At 59.8% G+C, this 22,768-nt stretch carries 17 protein-coding genes; 11 read left to right on the top strand and 6 right to left on the bottom strand.

Translation table 11 applies throughout. The annotated features are described in order from the left end of the window. The first annotated feature begins 33 nt into the window (after positions 1–33). Positions 34–888: a 3-deoxy-8-phosphooctulonate synthase gene (gene kdsA, locus IB212_RS12800; protein ID WP_028013459.1), complete on the top strand. Its 855-nt coding sequence runs from the start codon at positions 34–36 to the stop codon at positions 886–888. 74 nt (positions 889–962) lie between these two features. On the opposite strand, the gene chaA is transcribed toward kdsA, so the two are convergent. After that, a complete protein-coding gene (gene chaA, locus IB212_RS12795) occupies positions 963–2,063 on the bottom strand; it encodes a sodium-potassium/proton antiporter ChaA (RefSeq protein WP_041909576.1) in 1,101 nt (366 codons plus the stop codon). Between the two features lie 269 nt (positions 2,064–2,332). On the opposite strand from chaA, the gene chaB reads away from it, so the two are divergent. Continuing rightward, the gene (gene chaB / locus IB212_RS12790; RefSeq protein WP_014884191.1) at positions 2,333–2,563 is read left to right on the top strand and encodes a putative cation transport regulator ChaB; all 231 of its coding nucleotides are present in this window, start codon (positions 2,333–2,335) and stop codon (positions 2,561–2,563) included. Between the two features lie 177 nt (positions 2,564–2,740). Beyond that, complete coding sequence (locus IB212_RS12785) at positions 2,741–3,436, top strand: gamma-glutamylcyclotransferase (protein ID WP_028013457.1); 696 nt, start codon at positions 2,741–2,743, stop codon at positions 3,434–3,436. Positions 3,437–3,465: 29 nt separating this feature from the next. Here IB212_RS12785 and IB212_RS12780 read toward each other — a convergent pair whose 3' ends face one another. The 3 genes from IB212_RS12780 to IB212_RS12770 form a co-directional block, all read right to left on the bottom strand. Continuing rightward, a complete protein-coding gene (locus IB212_RS12780; RefSeq protein ID WP_013096243.1) occupies positions 3,466–3,705 on the bottom strand; it encodes a DUF1883 domain-containing protein in 240 nt (79 codons plus the stop codon). Between the two features lie 194 nt (positions 3,706–3,899). Continuing rightward, a complete protein-coding gene (locus tag IB212_RS12775; protein ID WP_041909577.1) occupies positions 3,900–5,684 on the bottom strand; it encodes a methyl-accepting chemotaxis protein in 1,785 nt (594 codons plus the stop codon). A gap of 106 nt (positions 5,685–5,790) precedes the next feature. Then, on the bottom strand, positions 5,791–6,144 hold the full coding sequence (locus IB212_RS12770) for a DsrE/DsrF/TusD sulfur relay family protein (RefSeq protein WP_028013455.1): 354 nt from the start codon (positions 6,142–6,144) through the stop codon (positions 5,791–5,793). Between the two features lie 73 nt (positions 6,145–6,217). Here IB212_RS12770 and nasR point away from each other — a divergent pair, with 73 nt between their 5' ends. The 7 genes from nasR (at position 6,218) to IB212_RS12735 (ending at position 18,533) form a co-directional block, all read left to right on the top strand. Next, positions 6,218–7,402, top strand: a complete 1,185-nt coding sequence (gene nasR / locus IB212_RS12765; protein WP_041909579.1) for a nitrate regulatory protein NasR — start codon at positions 6,218–6,220, stop codon at positions 7,400–7,402. A 227-nt stretch (positions 7,403–7,629) separates the two neighbouring features. Beyond that, positions 7,630–8,877 carry a CmpA/NrtA family ABC transporter substrate-binding protein gene (locus IB212_RS12760; RefSeq protein ID WP_041909581.1) on the top strand — a complete coding sequence of 416 codons (1,248 nt, stop codon included), beginning with the start codon at positions 7,630–7,632 and terminating at the stop codon, positions 8,875–8,877. A gap of 2 nt (positions 8,878–8,879) precedes the next feature. Continuing rightward, the gene (gene ntrB / locus IB212_RS12755; RefSeq protein WP_028013452.1) at positions 8,880–9,758 is read left to right on the top strand and encodes a nitrate ABC transporter permease; all 879 of its coding nucleotides are present in this window, start codon (positions 8,880–8,882) and stop codon (positions 9,756–9,758) included. Positions 9,759–9,767: 9 nt separating this feature from the next. Further along, positions 9,768–10,556 carry an ABC transporter ATP-binding protein gene (locus IB212_RS12750; RefSeq protein WP_041909583.1) on the top strand — a complete coding sequence of 263 codons (789 nt, stop codon included), beginning with the start codon at positions 9,768–9,770 and terminating at the stop codon, positions 10,554–10,556. A 13-nt stretch (positions 10,557–10,569) separates the two neighbouring features. After that, positions 10,570–14,556 (top strand): nitrite reductase large subunit NirB, encoded by a 3,987-nt coding sequence (gene nirB / locus IB212_RS12745; protein WP_188246021.1) that lies wholly within the window; start codon positions 10,570–10,572, stop codon positions 14,554–14,556. Further along, on the top strand, positions 14,553–17,051 hold the full coding sequence (locus tag IB212_RS12740; RefSeq protein ID WP_041909585.1) for a nitrate reductase: 2,499 nt from the start codon (positions 14,553–14,555) through the stop codon (positions 17,049–17,051). The genes nirB and IB212_RS12740 overlap by 4 nt, the downstream gene beginning before the upstream one ends. Positions 17,052–17,126: 75 nt before the next feature. Next, a complete protein-coding gene (locus IB212_RS12735; protein ID WP_041909587.1) occupies positions 17,127–18,533 on the top strand; it encodes a YchO/YchP family invasin in 1,407 nt (468 codons plus the stop codon). A 3-nt stretch (positions 18,534–18,536) separates the two neighbouring features. Here the strand turns inward: IB212_RS12735 and narL are convergent, their stop codons facing one another. Together narL and narX are read right to left on the bottom strand one after the other, a co-directional pair. After that, positions 18,537–19,187 carry a two-component system response regulator NarL gene (narL, locus tag IB212_RS12730; protein ID WP_003856701.1) on the bottom strand — a complete coding sequence of 217 codons (651 nt, stop codon included), beginning with the start codon at positions 19,185–19,187 and terminating at the stop codon, positions 18,537–18,539. Next, a complete protein-coding gene (gene narX / locus IB212_RS12725) occupies positions 19,180–20,976 on the bottom strand; it encodes a nitrate/nitrite two-component system sensor histidine kinase NarX (protein ID WP_188246022.1) in 1,797 nt (598 codons plus the stop codon). The genes narL and narX overlap by 8 nt, the downstream gene beginning before the upstream one ends. A 309-nt stretch (positions 20,977–21,285) precedes the next feature. Here narX and IB212_RS12720 point away from each other — a divergent pair, with 309 nt between their 5' ends. Continuing rightward, positions 21,286–22,683, top strand: a complete 1,398-nt coding sequence (locus IB212_RS12720; protein WP_047364940.1) for a NarK family nitrate/nitrite MFS transporter — start codon at positions 21,286–21,288, stop codon at positions 22,681–22,683. Positions 22,684–22,768: the final 85 nt, after the last annotated feature.

The following is a 22,768-nucleotide window of genomic DNA, read 5'->3' as shown; positions in this document are numbered from 1 at the left end:
TAATTCCGATTCACACCTGAATAAGGCGATCCTATGAAACAAAAAGTGGTTAGCATTGGTGATATCAAGGTAGCAAACGACCTGCCGTTCGTGCTGTTTGGCGGTATGAACGTGCTGGAATCCCGCGATCTCGCCATGCGTATCTGCGAGCACTACGTGACCGTGACCCAGAAGCTGGGCATTCCGTACGTGTTTAAAGCCTCTTTTGACAAAGCCAACCGCTCCTCCATCAACTCTTACCGTGGCCCTGGCCTGGAAGAGGGGATGAAAATTTTCCAGGAGCTGAAGCAGACGTTTGGCGTGAAAGTGATCACCGACGTGCATGAGTCCTGGCAGGCGCAGCCTGTGGCAGACGTGGTAGACGTAATCCAGCTTCCGGCGTTCCTGGCGCGTCAGACCGACCTGGTTGCCGCGATGGCGAAAACCGGTGCCGTGATCAACGTGAAAAAACCGCAGTTCGTGAGTCCTGGCCAGATGGGTAACATCGTCGATAAGTTTATCGAAGGCGGTAACGACAAGATTATTCTGTGCGACCGTGGCGCTAACTTCGGTTACGACAACCTGGTTGTGGACATGCTGGGCTTCAGCGTGATGAAGAACGTTTCTAACCAGTCGCCGGTGATCTTTGACGTGACCCACGCGCTGCAGTGCCGCGACCCGTTTGGTGCAGCCTCTGGCGGCCGTCGTGCTCAGGTGACCGAGCTGGCGCGCGCCGGTATGGCGACCGGCCTGGCAGGTCTGTTCATTGAAGCGCACCCGGATCCGGCTAACGCGAAATGCGATGGCCCATCCGCGCTGCCTCTGGATAAGCTGGAGCCGTTCCTGAAGCAGATCAAAGCGATTGACGATCTGGTGAAAAGCTTCGACGAGCTGGATACCAGCAACTAATAAAAAAACCCGCTTCGGCGGGTTTTTTTATGGGACATATTGCCGGGTAAGCGAAGCGCCGCTGGGCAAAAAGACTACGCAAAGATCGTCATCAAATACGCTACAAACAGCGCCATATGCGCCGCGCCGTTCAGGACATTGGTGCGGCCAGTGGAGAATGAAATCTGGCACAGCAGCAGCGAGGCCACCATCACAATCATCTCCGGCGCGCCCAGCGCAAACTGCAGCTCATTACCGGTCATAAAGGCAATCAGCGTCACCACCGGCACGGTGAGTGAAATGGTCGCCAGCACGGAGCCGAAGAACAGATTCATCGCACGCTGCACCTGATTGTTCAGCACCGCCTTCAGCGCACCTAAACCCTCAGGGGACAGGATCAGCAGCGCCACCAGGAAACCGGTAAAGGCCACCGGCGCGTTCAGCTCGGTTAACAGCGTCTCCAGCGGGTTGGCGTTCATCTTGGTGACGGCAATCACCGCAATCAGATGCACGATCAGCCAAACCGTGTGCCACGCGCTGCTGTGGGCCGACGGCTTGCCGTGGTGCGGGTCATCGTCGTCGCTGTCGTCTTCATGCTCATACACAAACAGGCTCTGGTGCGTTTTGGTCTGAATGAGCAGGAATACGCCGTACATGGCGGCGGAAATCAGCGCGACCAGCAGCGACTGGCCGGTGGAGAAATTTGCACCCGGCAGCGCCATCGGGAAGACCAGTACGATGATGGCCAGCGGGAATAGGGCGATCAGGTACTGTTTAATGCCGAAAAGATTCATGTACTGGGTCGCAAATTTGCGTCCGCCCAGTAACAGAGAGAAGCCTACCAGGCCGCCCGTCACAATCATAATGATGGAGTAAAGCGTATCGCGCATCAGGGTCGGGGCGGCATCGCCGGTTGCCATCAACGCGGAAATCAGGCTGACTTCGAGAATAACGACGGAAAGGCTGAGAATTAAAGAGCCGTAAGGCTCGCCCAGGCGGTGGGCTAATACGTCCGCATGGCGAACGACGCTAAACGCGCTGGTTAAAATGCCCACCAGGGCAAGAATATTGATACCAACCACCACTGGCAGTGACTGACTGCTTCCCCAGAAGAGCAGCACAGCCAGTGCCAGAACCGGGAAAATGAGAGACGTCTCCTTGTGGCGGGTCTTTACCGCCTCGTGTGTTGCTGTCATGTGCTTCTCCATCAATGCAGGTGCTTGTAATTATAGATAGATTTTAAGGGCAATAAATTAACAGAAATCTGTTAAATAACCTTTATTTTTTACTTAATTTTACCCTTTGTTATGGTTTTCTTGTTTAATGCCTATAATAAGATATTTCTTTTAAATATATATTTAATAACAATGAATTATGGAATTCATTCGCTCATTGTTTATGACCGGCTGGCACACCGGCGTATCGTCGTCCACACTTAACTCTTTAGGCAAAAGAGAGGTTAGTGATGCCATATAAAACGAAACGCGAATTACCCGATAACGTGAAAAACGTCCTGCCCGAACACGCGCAGGATATCTACAAAGAAGCGTTTAACAGCGCCTGGGATCAGTACAAAGATAAAGACGATCGGCGGGATGATGCCAGCCGGGAAGAGACGGCACACAAGGTCGCCTGGGCCGCAGTAAAACATGACTATGAGAAAGGAGACGATGATAAATGGCATAAAAAGAAATAGCCGTGAAATTATTCGCTGCCTTCATTTTGACTTTTCAGGCGGTTGAACTTCCGTTGTATTGCAACTGGTCCGCTAATTGCTTATCGTAATTTGACTGCTGGCAAAATGACCAGCACAGAATGCCGGGAAGGCGAATTACAGATGTCGCAAGGAAGCATGCAGTGGCGGAGGTGTAAAGTGTTAACGCGTGATTTCTTAATGAAGGCAGATTGTAAGACGGCATTTGGTGCTATTGAGGAATCGCTTCTCTGGTCAGCTGAACAACGTGCGGCATCGCTCGCTGCTACGCTTGCCTGCCGCCCGGATGATGGCCCGGTATGGATTTTTGGCTACGGTTCACTGATGTGGAACCCGGCTCTCGAATTTGTTGAATCTGCAACCGGCACGCTGCCCGGCTGGCATCGCGCATTTTGCCTGCGCCTGACGGCCGGACGCGGCAGCGCCTGTCAGCCAGGGCGCATGCTTGCACTAAAAGAGGGCGGACGCACCACGGGCGTCGCGTATCGCCTTCCGGATGCCACGCTCGAAGAGGAGCTGACGCTGCTCTGGAAGCGCGAGATGATCACCGGCTGCTATATGCCGAGCTGGTGCAAGCTGGAGCTCGACGACGGGCGCACCGTTAACGCGCTGGTGTTTATTATGGATCCGCGCCACCCGCTGTATGAAGCGGACACCCGCACGCAGGTAATTGCCCCGTTAATCGCCGCCGCCAGCGGGCCGCTTGGCACCAACGCGCAATATCTCTTCTCCCTCGATCAGGAGCTGACCCGCCTCGGCATGCAGGACGATTGTCTGAATGAGCTGGTGGTGAAAGTGAAGGCGCTGCTGGAAGGGAACCCGCTCAACAGCACGCTGCGACCGGGTTTTGCCTGAGAATACGCCCGGCGAGCCGGGCGTTTAAATTACGCTGCCACGTAGCTGACCGAATGCTCCAGCGACTGGCTGTGGCTGTCGATCAGCACATCCCACGTGCCGGTATACGGCACGGTAAGCCACGCCTTGTCATCCTGCACGGTCAGAATATCCGCCTGGGATTGTTTCTGTGCTTTCGCACTCATCAGATGAATACGACAGCGCTCTGAGCAACGCACCACCACCGTATCCCCGCCAAACAGTTTCAAACTTGTTTTCACCAGTGCCATTTTCTACCCCGTCGATTTTGCCCATCCCGAGCGTGATGTTGTTCACAAAATACTCATTGCATAACACCAAAGCGGGGAGCAAGGGATGCTGATTTTGATCAAAAAATGGCATAACGATTAAACAAAAATGACAAAATCCCTGAAACCTTTCAGCTGACGCGCGTTTACCCTGTTTAACGCGCGCCTGAAGAAAATTAAATGCGGAAATGGCCGGCGGTTTCAGCAAGGTCGCCCGCCTGGCTTTGCAATGCGCTGGCGGCCGCGGCGGACTGCACCACCAGCTCGGCATTCTGCTGCACCATTCTGTCGAGATGGGTCACCGCGTGGTTAATCTCATGAATGCCTTTCATCTGCTCGCTGGTGGCAATCGAGATCTCGCGCATGATGCCGGAGACGCTGCCGATGCTGGAGCGGATCTCATCCATGCTTTCCCCGGCCAGATGCACGTAGCGCGAGCCGGTGGCCACGCTGTCGGTGGTGGAGTCGATAAGCGATTTGATCTCTTTCGCCGCCTGGGCGCTGCGGCTGGCGAGGTTCCGCACTTCACCGGCAACCACGGCGAACCCGCGGCCCTGCTCACCGGCACGCGCCGCCTCGACGGAGGCGTTCAGCGCCAGAATGTTGGTCTGAAAGGCGATGCCGTCGATTACGCTGGTGATATCGCCAATCTTAGCGGACGCCACTTCGATGGACTGCATGGTGCTGATGGCCTGCGAAACCACTTCACCGCCGCGCGCTGCGGCCGCAGAGGCCTTGCTGGCCTGATCGTTGGCTTCTGCTGCCGATTCATTCGACTGGGTGACGGAGGCGGTGATCTCTTCCACGGCGCTGGCGGTTTCGCGAAGGCTGGATGCCGCCTGCTCGGTACGTCCGGAGAGATCCTGGTTACCTGCCGCAATCTCCTGCGCGGCGTTTTTCACCGAGGCGCTGGCGTCGCGGAGCTGAACCATTACCACCGAGAGCTTATCGCTGAAGGCGTTAAACGCCTGCGCAATTTGCGCCACTTCGTCATCGCCGCTGTCCGGCAGGCGCTGGGACAGATCGTTAGTGCCGTTGGCAATGTTGTGCATCGCGTCGCGAATGTCGGACAGGCGCTTCAGCAGGCGGGCAATCAGGACGTGAACAATGGCGCCGCTCAGGAGTGCGAGGATCACCAGCGAAATCGCCGACGCTTTCAGCAGGGAATGCATGCCGGAGGTGGCATCGCTGCTGTCGAGGGCGACGACCAGGAGCCAGTTCGTGCCCGGCACGGCTGAGGCGATAAAGGTTTTTTCCTCGTCATTCAGCGTTCCGTCGACCGGGTTACCGCTCTTCAGCGCCGCAAGGTCGATGCCTTTGATCGTCTCGGCAAACGGCTTCAGCGTCAGGGCCGGCTCGTTGGCGGCAATCACCGTGCCGTCGCTGTTCAGAAGCAACCCGCTGCTGGCCGGCGTGGGGTGGATCCCGCGCACGTTCGCCACCACGCTATCCATGGCGACATCGCCCGCCACCACCGCTTTCAGAGCGCCATTCTCCTTCACCGGCACGGCAAACGTGACCACCAGCTTCCCGGTCCCGGCATCAACGTAGGGGGCCGTTACCACCGGGCCGTCCGTGCTCACCACCTGTTGATACCAGGGACGAACGGTGGGGTCATAATCCGCCGGGACGCCTGTCGGGTCGGAGAATTTCGCCGTCTTGCTGGCGTAGCCCACGTAAACGTTGGTGAACCCCCCCGCCTGGGCAAGCTGCTTAAACGCCGGAACCGGATCGTCAGCCAGCGCGATGCTCTGCGCGGAGGTAATCACCGTCATTTTGCTTTTGACCCAGTCGGCAATCGCCATGTTGTGGCTGGCGCTGGTGCTGGTCAGAATATCGCGCTGGGACTGCTGGTTATCCTGGCGCGTGACCTGGAAGTTAATTACGGTATTGAGAAGAAGGGCGACGACGAGGCAGCCTGTCGTCGCGGCGATAATGCGTGCGCGAATGGATCTGAACATAAGTGAAATACCTGCTGTGTTGTTTCCATGCCTATCGGCAACCCCGCAGGTAAACTTGATGCTGAAACCGCGTCCATAAGAAAATAATATTTTTACGGGTTTATTATTAAAAAGTTAATACTTTATCCGCGGTCAGCGTCCATTCGGCCAGTTCAACCAGCGTACCGATTTCTACGCCCTCGATCAGCGGCAGCCCGGTAATGCCGCGCCCGTCGGTGCAGGTCTTACAGAGTTTTACCGGCACGTCCTGCGCGGTCAGGATCTCCAGCATCTGCTGAATGTTGTAGCCTTCCGCTGGTTTTTGACCCTTCAGCCCGGCGGTGACGGCGTCGGACATTAAAAATATCCGCAATACCAGGTCGCTCTCTTTTTCGCGTAGCGCGATCGCCAGGCGCAGGCTGTTGAAAAGGGATTCGCTGCCGTAGGCCGCACCGTTGGCGACGATCACAATCTTCTGCATGTTGACTCCTGTTCTTATAAAGGCACGAATATTGCTTAATTTCCCCGGAGTTTCGCTGTCCGGGAGAGTAAGCATGACATTAATGGCCGGCATTTCGCCAGGTGCAACCGAATGGCTCCAGCGCGCAAGGCGGATGCGCCGGGAGCAGCTCAGCAGGCTGGCGCAGCTGAACGTGCTGGTGCGCGGCATTAGCCAGCTGGTGCATATGCTCCAGTGCGAGCGCGGCGCATCTAACGTCTGGCTCTGCTCACAGGGTAAGCTCTATGCGCCTGAATGCAAAGCCAGCCGGGCGCTGGTGGACGAAAACCTTGCTGCAGTGAACGAGATTCTTGGAAAACAGTCCGCCTTTCCGGGAAGCGCCGTTTGCGAACGTATCGGCAATGCGCTGCTCACGCTGGAGACGCTTCCCGCGCTGCGCGACGGTGTAAATCGGCAAACGCTGACGGCTCCGCAGGCAATGGAGCACTACTCCCGCATGCTGCGCCACCTGCTTAGTATCGTACCGCAGCTTAATGACAGCATTGACGACCCGCAAATCGCGGGCCGTTTCGTCGCGCTATATAGCCTGATGCAGGGGAAAGAGCTGGCGGGACAAGAGCGGGCCCTGGGGGCGATTGGCTTCACGCAGGGCTTTTTCGATGATGTGACCCGCCAGCGGCTGGTTGACCGCATTGACGGGCAGCAGGCCTGCTTTGAGATCTTTCTCTCCCACAGCCAGGCCGACGTGCAGACTTCGTTCTCCCTTAATTGTCAGCCCGATCGTGAGACGGAGCAGCTCCGGCGCGTGGCCTGTACCCGACAGCCTGCCGCAGACAATGGCCATACCGCACTCGCCTGGTTTGCGCTGCAAACGGCGCGGCTGGAGCATCTGCGCGCGCTGGAGGAGACGATCATCGCCGATCTGATGGTCGCGGTGGATGAGCGTATTCAGCGCGACGAGGCATACCCGCTTCCCGGGGATGAACAGGACGATCCGCTGGCGCACTACCCGGATAAACCGCTGCTGACCCTGGTTCGCCAGCAGGCACGAGAGATAGAGCAGCTTTCCCGCCAGCTCGCGTCGCTGCGCGATACGCTTGAGGAGCGCAAAACCATTGATAAAGCCAAAAGCGTGCTGATGACCCACCAGAACATGAGTGAAGAACAGGCGTGGACGACGCTGCGCAAAATGGCGATGGACAAGAACCAGCGCATGGTCGATATCGCCCGCGCGCTGCTTACGGTGAAGAGCGTCTGGCAGGTAACACCAAAGGAGTAGCTGCACAATCAGCGGGCATTTTATGCCTGATTGAGGTGCGCGAACGCGGGCAAAACCCGGTTTTCGGCCCTGAAAGAGGGTCTTTAAACCTGGCACTGGCTTTGCATTATTTAATTAACCATTTTTGACGGTGCGCCAACGGCGGTGCATCAGTCATCGGGATAAAGGCGTCCAGCGGTGCTTCGGCACGGCGGGCGCTTTTTTTTGGCTTTTTTTCGGGAGCGGTTATGGGGGATTTGTCGAGACGGCGATTTTTGCAGGCCAGCATGCTGGCAAGTGGCGCAGCGCTGTTACCGGGTGTTATGCAGGCTGCCTGGGCGGCTGGCTCAGATAAACCGGAACAGGAGACGGTGCGCGTCGGGTTTATCCCGCTGACCGACTGCGCGCCGGTGGTTATCGCAGCGTTAAAAGGCTTTGATAAAAAATACGGTATCACCATCGTTCCCACCAAAGAGGCGAGCTGGGCGGCGGTGCGCGACAAGCTGGTGGCGGGAGAACTGGACGCTGCACACATTCTTTACGGTCTGCTGTACGGGCTGGAGCTCGGCATCGCCGGCAAGCCGCAGCAGATGGCGAACCTGATGACGCTCAATCAGAACGGCCAGGCCATCACGCTTTCAAGCGATCTGGCGGAGAAGGGCGTTCGCGATCTCGACGGGCTGAAAACGCTGATCGGGCAGCAGGCGCCGGGAACCTACACCTTCGCGCACACCTTCCCGACCGGGACGCATGCCATGTGGCTTTACTACTGGCTGGCCAGCGCGGGCATTAACCCCTTTGACGACGTGCGCACGGTGGTGGTGCCGCCGCCGCAGATGGTGATGAACATGCGCATCGGCAACATGGTGGGCTTCTGCGTCGGCGAGCCGTGGAACGCGCGGGCGATTAACGACCGTATCGGCTTTACCGCCGCCACGTCGCAGTCCATCTGGGCCGATCATCCGGAAAAGATCCTCGGTACGCGCCGCGACTGGGTGGAGAAAAACCCGCACACCGCCCGGGCGCTGGTGAGTGCGGTGCTGGAGGCCGCGCGCTGGATCGAGGCGTTCCCGGAAAACAAACGCGAAACCGCGCAAATCCTCTCCCGCCGGGCGTGGCTCAACTGCAAAGAACAGTATCTCACCGGGCGCATGCTCGGCGAGTACGACAACGGCCTGGGCCAGCGCTGGCAGGACGCGCACCCGATCCGCTTCTTCAACGAGGGGGCTGTGAGCTACCCGTATCTCTCCGACGGCATGTGGTTCTTAACCCAGTTCTACCGCTGGGGCTTGCTCAAAGCCGCGCCGGACTACGCGGGCATCGCGCAGCGCATCAACCAGACCGCGGTCTGGCAGGATGCCGCCACCGCCGTCGGCGGTATGTCCACGCCGTCATCACCGTACCGCAGCAGCACGCTGATGGACGGCACCGTCTGGAACGGCACCGATCCGGAAGGGTACGCCAGCCGTTTCGCTATTCACCGTAAAGGGGCCTGATTATGCCGCATCTGCAAAACACGAAACCACAAGAGACGCCAGAGAGCGGGGAAGTGATTGTCCTGCCTCCGGTACAGGTTCGCCGCCGCCCGCCCGCGTTAGCACGCCGGATGAACGACTTTTTCCAGCGCGTTATCCCGGCGCTGCTCGGCCTCGGGCTGCTGGTGGTGCTCTGGCAACTGGCGGCGATAAACAGCAAAGGCTTCCCGACGCCGCTCAGCACGCTTGATTCCGCCATTACCCTGTTTGCCGACCCGTTTTATCGCGACGGGCCTAACGATATGGGCATTGGCTGGAACGTGCTTGCTTCACTGCAGCGCGTCGCCATCGGCTTTGGCCTGGCAGCGCTGGCGGGTATTCCGCTGGGCTTTTTGATTGGCCGCTTCACCTTTTTCTCGCGCATGTTCAATCCGCTGATTGCGCTTCTGCGCCCGGTCAGCCCGCTGGCCTGGCTGCCCATCGGCCTGCTGCTGTTCCAGAAAGCGGAGCCCGCGTCGAGCTGGACCATTTTCATCTGCTCTATCTGGCCGATGGTGATCAACACCGCCGAAGGCGTGCGCCGTATTCCGCAGGACTACCTCAACGTCGCCCGCGTATTGCAGCTTTCCGAGTGGACGATCATGCGCCGCATACTCTTCCCGGCTGTGCTACCCGCTGTACTGACCGGGGTGCGCCTCTCCATCGGCATCGCCTGGCTGGTGATTGTCGCCGCCGAGATGCTCACCGGGGGGCTGGGTATCGGCTTCTGGATCTGGAACGAGTGGAACAACCTCAACGTCGAAAACATTCTGATCGCCATCGTCATCATCGGCGTGGTCGGGTTGCTGCTGGAGCAGGGGCTGATGCTTATCGCCCGTCGCTTTAGCTGGCAGGAAAAATAAGGAGCGAACATGAAACCATTAATTCAGGTCCAGGCCGTGAGCCAGCGTTTTTCCACCGCCAGCGGCGAGTTTCTGGCGCTGCAGAACGTCTCTTTTGATATCCACGAGGGCGAAACCGTGAGCCTTATAGGCCACTCCGGCTGCGGCAAGTCGACGCTGCTTAACCTTATCGCCGGGATCGCGCTGCCGACGGAAGGCGGGCTGATTTGCGACAACCGCGAAATCGCCGGGCCGGGGCCCGAGCGCGCGGTGGTGTTCCAGAACCATTCGCTGCTGCCGTGGCTGACCTGCTTCGACAACGTGGCGCTGGCGGTGGATCAGGTGTTCCGTCACACCATGAGCAAGGCCGAGCGCAAAGAGTGGATCGAGCACAACCTCGACCGCGTGCAGATGGGACACGCGCTGCACAAGCGTCCGGGGGAGATCTCCGGCGGCATGAAGCAGCGCGTCGGGATTGCCCGCGCGCTGGCGATGAAGCCGAAAGTATTGCTGATGGATGAGCCGTTCGGCGCGCTGGATGCGCTGACGCGCGCCCATCTGCAGGACTCGGTGATGCAGATCCAGCAGGCGCTGAACACCACCATCGTGCTCATTACCCACGACGTGGACGAGGCGGTACTGCTCTCCGATCGCGTGCTGATGATGACCAACGGCCCGGCGGCCAACGTCGGGGAGATCCTGCGCGTTGACCTGCCGCGCCCGCGCAACCGGGTGCAGCTGGCGGACGACAGCCGCTATCACCACATGCGCCAGCAGATCCTCCATTTCCTCTACGAAAAACAGCCGAAAGCGGCGTAACGAGGGGGCGTTGATGCGACTGGTCATTATCGGGAATGGCATGGCGGCAACCCGGCTGATTGCTTCGCTCACCGGGCGAGCTTCCGGTCGGTTCGCTATCACCGTCATCGGTGACGAGCCGGAGCATGCCTATAACCGCATCCAGCTTTCGCCGGTGCTGGGGGGTGAAAAAACGGCTGCGGGCATCTGCCTTCAGGATGACCACTGGTACCAGGAGCGCGGCGTGACGGTGCTGCGGGGCGAAAAGGCACTCGCCGTGAACGTGGACGCGCGGGAAGTGCAAACCACCGCCCGCACGCTGGGCTGGGATGCGCTGGTATTTGCCACCGGGTCAACGCCGTTTGTGCCGCCGATTCCTGGGGGCGATGCGCCGCACGTTTTCACGTTCCGTACCCTGGAGAATACCCGCGCCATTCAGGCGATCGCCGGTCCGGCGGTGGTGCTGGGGGGCGGCGTGCTCGGCGTAGAGACGGCGGCAGCGCTGGCTCGTTCAGGTGACAACGTCACGCTCGTTCATCGCGGCCCGTGGCTGATGGAGCAGCAGCTGGACCAGCAGGCGGGCGTACTGCTTGAAGAGGCGCTGGCGGCGCGGGGCGTGCGCTCTGAACTCGCCTCCGGCATCGCGGGGATTAAAGGGAATAGCGTGACGCTGCTCAACGGACGCCGCGTCGCCGCCGCGCGCGTGGTGCTGGCGACAGGCGTGCAGCCCAACGTCGCACTGGCGCAGGCCAGCGGTGTTCGCTGCGCGCGCGGCATCGTGGTGGATAGCCAGATGCGGACCTCCGTACCAAGTATCTACGCCATTGGCGAGTGCTGCGAAATTGACGGCCAGACCTTTGGCCTGGTCGCCCCCTGTATGACGCAGGCGGATATTCTCGCCGCGCGGCTGGCGGGTGACACAGCCGCGCCGTTTGCCCTCACCGACAACGGCGTGCGCCTCAAGGTGACCGGCGTGGAGCTGTTCAGTCTCGGGCGCACGGCGGTGCAAGAGGATGATGTGGTCTGGAGTTCCTGGGATCCGCTAACCCGTCACTATCGTCGGTTACTGATCCATCAGGGTGCGCTGGCTGGCGTGCTGCTGATGGGCGACTGCCGCAGCGCGGCAACATTTACCGATTTACTGGCAACGGCTGCGCCCGCACGCGCGGACTGGCTGTTCGATCGTTTCACTACGCAACCGCAGGTTGCAGGACAGAACGCTATGACAAAACCTACTCTGGTGGTGGTTGGGCACGGTATGGTCGGCCATCATTTTCTCGAAGACTGCGTTAACCGCAATCTGCATCAGCAGTATCAGATCGTTGTCTTTGGTGAGGAGCGCTATGCCGCCTATGACCGCGTGCATCTGTCGGAATACTTTGGCGGCCGAAGCGCGGCGTCGCTCTCGCTGGTGGAGGGGGAGTTCTTTGCCGATAACGGCATTGAGCTGCGCCTCTCGCAGCAGATCGTCGCTATCGATCGCGACGCGCGCGTGGTGCGTACCGCCAGCGGGCATGAGACCCACTGGGACAAGCTGGTGCTGGCGACCGGCTCATACCCGTTCGTACCGCCGGTACCGGGCAACGATCTGCCGGGCTGCTTTGTCTACCGCACCCTTGACGACCTGGACAACATAGCGGCCCGCGCGGCGGGCTCGCGTCGTGGCGTGGTGATTGGCGGCGGCCTGCTCGGGCTGGAGGCGGCGAATGCCCTCAAGCAACTCGGGCTGGAAACGCACGTGGTGGAGTTTGCGCCCAATCTGATGGCGGTGCAGCTTGATAATGACGGTGCGGCGATGCTGCGCAGGAAAATCGAGGCGCTGGGCGTTGGCGTTCACACCAGTAAAGCCACCACGGAAATTGCTGCGACGGACGACGGGCTGGTGCTGCGCTTCGCCGACGGTGAACAGCTGGAAACGGACATGGTAGTCTTCTCTGCCGGTATTCGTCCTCAGGACGCGCTGGCGCGCAGCAGCGGGCTGGCTGTCGGCGAGCGCGGCGGGATCTGCATTGATGACGCCTGCCGGACCTCCGATTCGAACGTGTTTGCCATCGGTGAATGCGCCCTGTGGGAGGGGAAAATCTTTGGCCTGGTGGCGCCGGGCTACCAGATGGCGCGCGTGGCCGCTGCCGCGCTCGCGGGCGAAGATAAAACCTTCACCGGGGCAGATATGAGCACTAAGCTCAAGCTGCTCGGCGTGGACGTGGCGTCGTTTGGCGATGCTCACGGGCGCACGCCGGGGGCGCTAAGCTACCAGTGGACGCACGGCCCGCAGCAAATCTACAAGAAAATCGTGGTCAGCCACGACGGAAAAACGCTGCTCGGCGGCGTGCTGGTGGGCGATGCCAGCGAATACGCCACGCTGGTGCAGATGATGCTTAACGGCATAAGCCTGCCGAAAGAGCCGGAAACGCTGATACTACCCGCATTGTCAGGCAGCGCGCCAAAAGCGCTGGGCGTGGCGGCGCTGCCGGAAAGCGCGCAGATCTGTTCGTGTCATAACGTCAGCAAAGGCGATATCTGCCGGGCGGTGAGCGCGGGCGCAGCGGATATCGGCGCCGTTAAGCAGTGCACCAAAGCGGCGACCGGCTGCGGGGGCTGCAGCGCGCTGGTGAAGCAGGTGATGGAGTTCCAGCTTGCCGAGCAGGGCGTGGAGGTGAAAAAGGACATCTGCGAACACTTCCCGTACTCGCGCCAGGAGATTTACCATCTGGTGCGCGTCAACCATATCCGCACCTTTGACCAGCTCATCAGCCGCTACGGTCAGGGGCACGGGTGCGAAATATGTAAGCCGCTGGTGGGGTCAGTGCTGGCCTCCTGCTGGAACGAATACCTGCTGAAGCCGGCGCATCTGCCATTGCAGGACACCAACGACCGCTACTTCGCCAATATTCAGAAGGACGGGACGTATTCCATCGTGCCGCGCATGCCCGCAGGAGAAGTGACCGCCGACGGGCTGATCGCCATCGGCCAGATTGCGAAACGCTACGGTCTGTACAGCAAAATCACCGGCGGGCAGCGTATCGACCTGTTTGGCGCCACCCTGGAACAGCTGCCTGAGATCTGGCAGGCGCTGGTGGAGGCCGGGTTTGAAACCGGGCACGCTTACGGGAAATCCCTGCGCACGGTGAAATCCTGCGTCGGGTCGACCTGGTGCCGCTACGGCGTGCAGGATTCCACTGGTCTCGCGGTCAGGCTGGAGCACCGCTACAAGGGCCTGCGCGCCCCGCACAAAATCAAAATGGCCGTTTCCGGCTGCACCCGCGAGTGCGCGGAGGCGCAGAGCAAGGACGTGGGGGTGATTGCCACGGACAAAGGCTGGAACCTCTATCTGTGCGGCAACGGCGGGATGAAGCCTCGCCATGCGGATCTCTTCGCGAGCGATCTGGATGACGAAACGCTGATCCGCACCGTCGACCGTTTCCTGATGTTCTACATCCGCACGGCGGATCGTCTGCAGCGCACCAGCACCTGGATGGACAACCTGGAGGGCGGCCTCGACTATCTGCGTGAGGTGATCCTCAACGACAGTCTCGGCATCGCCCACGAGCTGGAGCAGGAGATGGCCCGGGTAGTCGAGACGTACCAGTGCGAATGGCAAACCACGCTCAACGATCCTGACCGCCTGGCGCTGTTCCGCACCGCGGTGAACGTCGCGCCATCGGACGAACGCAAGCGCTGGCAGGAAATCTGCGGCATTGACGATATCCCGGAGCAGGCGGGCATTGGCGCGCGTCTTGGCCGTAAACCGATCGCGCTGTTCCGCTTTGGTCAAACTGTTTATGCCCTGGACGACCTGGAGCCGGGCAGCAGTGCGAATGTGCTGTCACGCGGCATCCTCGGCGATGCGGCGGGCGAACCGGTCGTTATTTCTCCGCTCTACAAGCAGCGCATTCGCCTGCGCGACGGCTGTCAGGTGGAGAACGGCGAACCCGCAGTGCGCGCCTGGCCGGTCAAAATTGAAAATGGCGTGGTGTGGGTCGGCAACGAAGAGCTGGTGATGCGCGCGGAGGCCTCATGACGGAAACCAGGACAACGTGCCCCTACTGCGGGGTCGGCTGCGGCGTGATCGCCAGCGTGGAGGATGGAGCGGTCAGCGTTCGGGGGGACGACACCCACCCTGCAAACTTTGGCCGCCTGTGCGTGAAAGGATCGGCCCTGGGGGAGACGACGGGCTTGCAGGGGCGATTGCTGTACCCCGTTGTCGATGGACTTGAGGTGGACTGGTCGCAGGCGCTGAACGCCGCGGGCGAGCGACTGCGGGAGATCATCGACACATGGGGGCCACGGGCGGTGGCGTTTTACGCCTCCGGCCAGCTGTTAACCGAGGACTACTATGCCGCCAACAAGCTGATGAAAGGGTTTATCGGCGCGGCGAACATCGATACCAACTCCCGGCTCTGCATGTCCTCGGCGGTGGTGGGCTACAGGCGCGCCTTCGGCGAAGACGTGGTGCCGTGCAGCTACGAGGATGTGGAAAACAGCGATCTGGTGGTGCTGGCCGGCTCGAACGCGGCCTGGACGCATCCGGTGCTCTATCAGCGTCTGGTGCAGGCAAAGCACAACAACCCGCAGATGAAGGTGGTGGTGATTGACCCGCGTAAAACCGCTACCTGCGATATTGCCGACCTGCATCTGGCGCTTAAACCCGGCAGCGACGCCGGGCTGTTTGTGGGATTGCTCAATCTGATCCAGGGCACCGATGAGTGGCCGATTGCCCGCGTGGCGGCGTTTTGCGACCTTCCGGCAGAGGATATTGGTACCTTTTACGACTGGTTTGTTACCGCGCCTCGCGCGATAACGCTCTACACCATGGGGATCAACCAGTCCTCCAGCGGCAGCGACAAGTGCAGCGCCATCATTAACGTGCATCTTGCCAGCGGGAAGTTCAACCGTCCGGGCTGCGGCCCGTTTTCGCTGACCGGACAGCCAAACGCCATGGGCGGCCGGGAAGTGGGCGGGCTGGCGAACCAGCTGGCGGCGCATATGAGCTTCGAGCCGGACGATCTTTCGCGGGTGGCGCGTTTCTGGGGAACGGAACGGCTGGCGCAGACGCCGGGGCTGATGGCGGTGGAACTGTTTGACGCCATCGCCCGCGGCGAGGTGAAGGCGGTGTGGATCATGGGCACCAATCCTGCCGTATCGCTGCCGGACAGCCACGCGGTGTGTCAGGCGCTGGCGGCCTGTCCGCTGGTGATTGTCTCTGAGGTGATGAAAGATACCGACACCAGCCGGTTCGCCCATATCCGTTTTCCGGCGCTGGGCTGGGGGGAGAAGGACGGCACGGTGACCAATTCCGAGCGGCGCATTTCGCGCCAGCGCGCGTTTCTGCCCGCGCCGGGTGAGGCGAAGCCGGACTGGTGGATCGTGGCTCAGATTGCAAAACGGCTGGGCTACGGCGAGGCCTTTGCCTGGCAACATCCGCAGGAGATTTTTTGCGAACATGCGGCGCTGACGGCGTTTGAAAATGACGGCGCGCGGGCGTTGAACCTTCAGGAACTGGCGGGGTTAACCCGTGAAGCGTGGGAGACGCTTGAGCCGTACCAGTGGCCGAAGGGGAATTTATCGCGCCGAAACGTAGTGCCTGTCGATCCGCTGCCGCACGGCGCGACGGCTACCGCGCTATACCCGGCGATCCTCAACACTGGCCGTATCCGCGACCAGTGGCACACCATGACCCGTACGGGATACGTGCCCCGGCTGATGCAGCATATCGCGGAGCCGTTTGTTGAGGTCTGCGCCGCAGACGCCATTCGGTTTTCACTGTGCGACGGCCAGCTGGCGCGGATCGGCTCGCCGCGCGGCGTGATGGTGGCCAGAGTACGAATCAGCGACGGAATACGGGAAGGCGAAGCGTTTGCCCCGATGCACTGGAACGCTGAGTTTGCCCGCCAGGGAAAGGTTAACGCGCTGGTGGAAGGGCGCATCGATCCGGCTTCCGGGCAGCCGGAGAGTAAGCAAACCGCCGTCAGAATCATGCCCTGGCAGCCCGCCTGGCAGGGGGAGCTCTATGCCCGGGAATGGCCGGAAATCCCCTCTTCGGTTCACTGGTGGCGTAAAGCCTCGCGAATGACGATAGCGGGTGATAAGCCGCTGCTGTCGTGGGTCATGGACTATGCCAGCGGCCGGGGCTGGCAGCTGCAGGTTGCGCAAACCGGGGAACGCAGCAGCGTGCTGGCCTGGCATAACGGCCATCTGATGCTGGGTTTCTGGGAAGGCACCGCCTTGCCCGATCTGGCGCACCCGGTGATAGAAGCCGCTTTTCAGTCACCGCCCTCGACACCCGCTGAGCGCCATGCGCTGCTGAACGGGCAGGGCGTGGGGAAGGTTACAGATCCGGGGCGCATCATCTGCAGCTGTTTCAGCGTTGGAGAAAACGCGATACGGGAGGCGATTGCCGGAGGCTGCGGTTCCGTTACCGCGCTGGGGGCGACGCTACGGTGCGGCACGAACTGCGGTTCGTGCGTGCCTGAGCTCAAAACAATGTTTCAGGAAATTCCGGAAAATTCCCCGTAAAGCTGCAAAGAGGGAGAAATCACGTTAAGGTACTTGGTGTTCTTACGTAAGCACCGGGTAATTCTTACGACATTGATGACTGTTTCTCCCCCTTTCCGAACGCTGGTTTTACTCTCCCTTGTTACTGCCGGAGCCGTTCACGGTGCGTCGAATTCCTTTATCCAGCAGGCACAAAATCCCTTTGATAATAACGGGGATAATCTCCCCGATCTCGGTATGGCAGCCCCCACCGGGGAGGGGGAAAAGCATCTCGCCGAAATGGCGAAAGCCTTTGGTGAAGCCAGTATGACCGACAACGGCCTGACTACGGGCGAGCAGGCGCGGCAGTTTGCCTTTGGTCAGGTGCGCGACGCGGTGAGCGGCGAGGTGAACCAGCAGATTGAATCCTGGCTGTCGCCCTGGGGGAATGCCAGCGTCAATTTGCTGGTGGATAACGACGGGAAATTCAACGGCAGCAGCGGGAGCTGGTTTATCCCCTGGAACGATAACAACCGTTACCTGAGCTGGAGCCAGCTCGGCCTGACGCAGCAGACGGATGGCCTGGTCAGTAACGCCGGAATCGGCCAGCGCTGGGTGGCAGGAAAATGGCTGCTGGGCTACAACACCTTTTACGACAACCTGCTGGATGAGAACCTGCAGCGTGCCGGGCTGGGTGCGGAGGTATGGGGAGAAAATCTGCGCCTGTCGGCTAACTATTATCAGCCTTTTGCCGGCTGGCGCGACAGCTCTGACGTCCAGGAGCAGCGCATGGCGCGGGGATATGACGTGACCGCCAAAGCCTGGCTGCCGTGGTTTCATCACCTGAACACCAGCGTCAGCTTTGAGCAATATTTTGGCGACAACGTTGACCTCTTCAACAGCGGAACCGGGTATCACAACCCGGTGGCGGTCAATCTCGGGCTTAACTATACCCCCGTGCCGCTGGTGACGCTGACCGCCGGGCATAAGCAGGGCGAAAGCGGAGAGAGCCAGAATAACCTCGGGCTGAAGCTCAACTATCGCTTCGGCGTGCCGCTGGTTAAGCAGCTCTCCGCCGGAGAGGTCGCGGCCACGCGATCCCTGCGCGGAAGCCGGTATGACTCGCCGGAGCGTAACAGCCTGCCGGTGATGGAGTTCCGCCAGCGTAAAACGCTCTCCGTCTGGCTGGCAACCCCGCCGTGGGATCTCAAAGGGGGCGAAACCGTCATGCTGAAGCTGCAGGTTCGCAGCACTCACGGAATTCGTCAGATCCACTGGCAGGGTGATACCCAGGCATTGAGCCTGACGTCCCCGGGGAAAAGTGACAGCACCGACGGCTGGAGCGTGATCATGCCTGCCTGGAATGACGCTGAAGGGGCGACAAACCGCTGGCATCTCTCGGCGGTGGTGGAAGATGCGAAGGGCCAGCGCGTCTCATCCAATGAGATCACGCTCGCTGTGGTGCAGCCGCTGGTCGCATTACCTGACGACGACCCGCGCTGGAAGCTGCTGCCGGATGAGTAATGCTTAAAAAATACGTTCCTGATGGACCCACACCGCGGCTTCAACGCGGGATTTTAGCTTCATTTTCTTGAGCATATGCTTCACGTGCACTTTAACCGTGCTTTCGGTGATATCCAGGCGGCGGGCAATCATTTTGTTCGGCAGGCCCTGGGCAATCAGCTTCAGAATATCGCGTTCGCGCGGCGTTAACTGGCTGACGTCGCGGTCAGAGGTGGCGCGGTTCGCCCGCAGGCTGGCGGCCAGCACCGGCGTCAGGGCCTCGCTCAGCACCATCTCGCCTGCGGCGGCCTGCTGCAGCGCCTTGAGCAGGTCTTCCGGCTCCATATCCTTCAGCAGATAGCCATCCGCGCCGCGCTTCAGCGCCGTGACCACATCCTCTTCGTGGTTGGAGACGCTAAAGACCACCACGCGACCGGAAAGGGATTTCTCGCGCAACTTGTCGAGGGTTTCCAGACCGTTCATGCCGGGCATGTTGAGATCGAGCAGGATCAGATCCGGATCGAGGGATTCGGCCAGCTCAATCCCCTGTTCACCGTTGCTGGCTTCGCCCACCACGGTAATGTCGGGTGCCATGCTGACCAGCTGTTTTACGCCAGTACGCAGCATCGGATGGTCGTCGATCAACAGGATGGATGCCGGTTCCTGATTAGTCATGGGTTTCTCCTTGAGCAGTTGTAAGCGGTTTTTCGGGAATAAAGGTGACCACAACTTCCGTGCCACCCGTCTCTCTCCGTCGAACCTGGCAATCACCGCGCAGGCTTTGGGCGCGGTCTCGCATAATAATTAAACCATAGTGGTTAGTGCGTTCGGCATTTTCCGGCACGCCGCGACCGTTGTCATGAACCGTCAGCCTGACCTGATTAGCGTGCTGGCTGACGGTAACCGTAACCGCTGTCGCTTCAGCGTGTTTGAGCACGTTGCTCAGCGCTTCGCGGGCGATCTGCAGCAGATGAATCGCCTGATGGGAAGGGACAAACCGCGGCGGCAGCTGGTAATCCAGCTTCACCGGGAAGCCAAGCCGGGCGCTAAATTCCTGGCAGCTGGATTCCAGCGCCGGGCGCAGCCCCGGCTCGGTCAGCTGCAGGCGGAAGGTGGTCAGCAGCTCGCGCAGCTGTACCCAGGAGGTGTTCAGCTCGTTGCGGATCTGGCTCAGCAGCTGTTTGTTGCTTTCCGGCATTTCCGCGTCCTGCATCTGCAGGCAGCTCACCTGCATTTTCATACAGGAGAGCGACTGGGCGATAGAGTCGTGGAGCTCGCGCGCGATGGTCGCGCGCTCTTCCATGACGATCAGCTGCTGCTGTTTTTCCTGGTGCCTGTCGAGCGCCAGCGTGGCCGTTAGCTGTTCAACCAGGGTGTCCACCAGCTGCTGCTGGTCGTGGCTCAGATGGCGTCCGGCTGGCAGGGTGGCCAGCAGAATACCGTACTGGGTGTGGCTGTCCGTCAGCCGCCACTTAAGGGTAGTGCCGCCAGAAGCCTGCAGCGGCAGGCCGCGTGGGCACAGGTGGCAGCCTTTATCATCGCAGGACATGTCGGACTGACAGGTAAACTCCTGATGATTATCTTCATCTTCCACATCGTAAACCCGCAGCTCCAGGTCATGCAGCAGGGTCAGATTTTGCAGGCCGTTCAGCACCGGCGAAAGGCGTTCACATAGCGGCACTTGCATGTGCAGCCGACGGTTGGCTTGCCACAGGAAGGAGAGGATCTCATTTTTCTGCTCCAGCCCGGCGGTTTTTTCCTGTACGCGCTGCTCCAGCACCGCGTAGCTTTCGGAGAGCTCCGCCGACATGGTGTTCAGCGCCTGGCCGAGCATGGCCATCTCGTTGCGGCCGCTGATGTGCGTGCGCTGGGTAAAATCTCTGTTCGTTACGGCGCGCGCCATCGCCAGCAGCTGTTTCCAGGGATTCAGCAGCCGCGCCCGGAGCCAGATAATGGTGAAGATCAGCAGCAGGCCCATAAACAGCGCCATGGCACGGTGTACCATTACCACCCGGTCGATGCGTAATTCGGTGGTTTGGTCGAAAGAGGAGACCAGCGCGTCAATGCGGGAGACGAAACCCGCTACGTCCTGCGCAACGGTTTCGGTGCTGCGCGCCTGTTTCAGACCGGGTTCCAGCTGGGTGTGCCAGTAGCCCTGCAGGGCTTTAAGCTGGGACTGCTGGCCGGCGCGGATGGCGGCGTTTTCCAGTTCGGGGCTGAAGGCCGTGCGCTCCATTTCATCAATTAAGCGCCGATCGTCCTGCGTCAGGGGGACCGACGCCAGCAGACGATAACTCTGCATGCGTAGAGAACCTGCCTCGTTGATGGCATGTGCATTACCCTGTACCCCTTGTACCAGCCAGCCGGAAATCGCCATGCCGGCCACGCCAAGGGCGGTAGACAGCAAAACAATCAGGGCTAGCTGATTGACGAGAGTCAGCGGTGATAAACATCTTTTTAACATAGAGTTGCCGGGCTCCTGACGTGGCCTGCTTGCAGGAATGGCGCTATTCTGGTGCATACCCTGGAGTATACCCATACCAATAAAGGATTACCCCTAAATTGCCAACGGAGTATAGGTGAAGAAGCGGTGGTAGCAAGGAACCTTCAGTGCAGTGAAAAACCACGTCTTTTTTACCGAATTATCCTACTCACTAAGGATAACCCCTTTTTTTGCGCCGCAAATCCCCGCACTTTTCCTTTGATTTATATCAACTTACCGCCGCCCTAAAACCCTAATGTTTGCAGCATCATTCGAGAATCAGAGGTGTCTATGAGTCACTCATCCGCTCCCGAAAGGGAAAATGGTGCCGTTATTACAGACTGGCGTCCAGAGGATCCGGCGTTCTGGCAACAGCGCGGCCATCGTGTAGCAAGCCGGAATCTGTGGATTTCCGTTCCGTGTCTGCTTTTAGCGTTTTGCGTATGGATGTTGTTTAGCGCGGTCGCGGTAAACCTGCCGAAAGTAGGGTTTACGTTCACGACCGATCAGCTGTTTATGCTTACCGCATTGCCGTCGCTGTCTGGCGCGCTGCTGCGTGTCCCTTACGCGTTTATGGTCCCGGTATTCGGTGGCCGTCGCTGGACGGCGTTCAGTACTGGCATCATGATCGTCCCTTGCGTGTGGCTAGGCTTCGCGGTGCAGGATACCTCCACGCCGTTCAGCGTGTTCGTGATTATCTCCCTGCTGTGCGGTTTCGCCGGCGCTAACTTCGCCTCCAGCATGGCGAACATCAGCTTCTTCTTCCCGAAAGCGAAGCAGGGCGGCGCGCTGGGTATTAACGGCGGTCTGGGCAACATGGGCGTAAGCGTGATGCAGCTGATTGCGCCGCTGGCGATCTCTGTTTCTATTTTTGCCGCCTTCGGTGGCGGCGGCGTTGAGCAGGCGGATGGTTCTTCCCTCTACCTGCAGAACGCGGCCTGGATTTGGGTTCCGTTCCTGGTGGTCTTCACCCTGGCTGCGTGGTTCTTTATGAACGATCTGAGCGCGTCGAAAGCATCCCTGAGCGAGCAGCTTCCGGTGCTGAAGCGTGGACACCTCTGGGTGATGGCGCTGCTGTATCTGGCTACCTTCGGTTCGTTTATCGGCTTCTCAGCGGGCTTTGCTATGCTGTCGAAAACCCAGTTCCCGGACGTGCAGATCCTGCAATTCGCCTTCTTCGGTCCGTTCATTGGCGCACTGGCGCGTTCGCTGGGCGGCATGATCTCCGACCGTCTGGGCGGGACTCGCGTTACGCTGGTGAACTTTATTGTGATGGCAGTCTTCTGCGCGCTGCTGTTCCTGACGCTGCCTTCTGACGGGCAGGGCGGTAACTTCTTTGCCTTCTTCGGCGTGTTTATGGTGCTGTTCCTGACGGCCGGGTTGGGGAGTGCTTCTACCTTCCAGATGATCTCCGTTATCTTCCGCAAGCTGACGATGGATCGCGTGAAAGCGCAGGGCGGAAGCGAAGAGCAGGCCATGCGTGAAGCGGCGACGGATACGGCTGCGGCCCTGGGCTTTATCTCGGCTATTGGCGCAATTGGCGGCTTCTTTATTCCGAAAGCGTTCGGCATCTCGCTTGACCTGACCGGATCTCCGGCTGGCGCCATGAAAGTCTTCCTCGTCTTCTATATCGCCTGCGTCGTGATTACCTGGCTGGTATATGGCCGTAATACCAAGAAAAATAAGTAAGTGTGATTATCCGTTAACGCGGCCTTCGGGCCGCGTTTTTTTTCGACCGAATAATAGTTACAACATACTGAAAGCTTTTACCGCA

Origin of the sequence: Enterobacter sp. E12, from assembly GCF_014596715.2 — a bacterium.
In the GTDB taxonomy this organism is placed as follows: domain Bacteria; phylum Pseudomonadota; class Gammaproteobacteria; order Enterobacterales; family Enterobacteriaceae; genus Enterobacter; species Enterobacter bugandensis.
Note: the sequence above shows the minus strand (reverse complement) of the source record. Positions and strands in the feature narration are given on the sequence as shown.

Excerpts from the sequence above, each read along its gene's own strand:
- chaB (WP_014884191.1), top strand. The coding sequence starts at position 2,333 with ATGCCATATAAAACGAAACGCGAATTACCCGATAACGTGAAAAACGTC.
- IB212_RS12780 (WP_013096243.1), bottom strand. The coding sequence starts at position 3,705 with ATGGCACTGGTGAAAACAAGTTTGAAACTGTTTGGCGGGGATACGGTG.
- IB212_RS12750 (WP_041909583.1), top strand. The coding sequence starts at position 9,768 with ATGAAACCATTAATTCAGGTCCAGGCCGTGAGCCAGCGTTTTTCCACC.
- IB212_RS12775 (WP_041909577.1), bottom strand. The coding sequence starts at position 5,684 with ATGTTCAGATCCATTCGCGCACGCATTATCGCCGCGACGACAGGCTGC.
- ntrB (WP_028013452.1), top strand. The coding sequence starts at position 8,880 with ATGCCGCATCTGCAAAACACGAAACCACAAGAGACGCCAGAGAGCGGG.
- IB212_RS12720 (WP_047364940.1), top strand. The coding sequence starts at position 21,286 with ATGAGTCACTCATCCGCTCCCGAAAGGGAAAATGGTGCCGTTATTACA.
- IB212_RS12760 (WP_041909581.1), top strand. The coding sequence starts at position 7,630 with ATGGGGGATTTGTCGAGACGGCGATTTTTGCAGGCCAGCATGCTGGCA.
- narL (WP_003856701.1), bottom strand. The coding sequence starts at position 19,187 with ATGACTAATCAGGAACCGGCATCCATCCTGTTGATCGACGACCATCCG.
- nasR (WP_041909579.1), top strand. The coding sequence starts at position 6,218 with ATGACATTAATGGCCGGCATTTCGCCAGGTGCAACCGAATGGCTCCAG.
- nirB (WP_188246021.1), top strand. The coding sequence starts at position 10,570 with ATGCGACTGGTCATTATCGGGAATGGCATGGCGGCAACCCGGCTGATT.
- IB212_RS12740 (WP_041909585.1), top strand. The coding sequence starts at position 14,553 with ATGACGGAAACCAGGACAACGTGCCCCTACTGCGGGGTCGGCTGCGGC.
- IB212_RS12735 (WP_041909587.1), top strand. The coding sequence starts at position 17,127 with ATGACTGTTTCTCCCCCTTTCCGAACGCTGGTTTTACTCTCCCTTGTT.
- chaA (WP_041909576.1), bottom strand. The coding sequence starts at position 2,063 with ATGACAGCAACACACGAGGCGGTAAAGACCCGCCACAAGGAGACGTCT.
- IB212_RS12770 (WP_028013455.1), bottom strand. The coding sequence starts at position 6,144 with ATGCAGAAGATTGTGATCGTCGCCAACGGTGCGGCCTACGGCAGCGAA.
- narX (WP_188246022.1), bottom strand. The coding sequence starts at position 20,976 with ATGTTAAAAAGATGTTTATCACCGCTGACTCTCGTCAATCAGCTAGCC.
- kdsA (WP_028013459.1), top strand. The coding sequence starts at position 34 with ATGAAACAAAAAGTGGTTAGCATTGGTGATATCAAGGTAGCAAACGAC.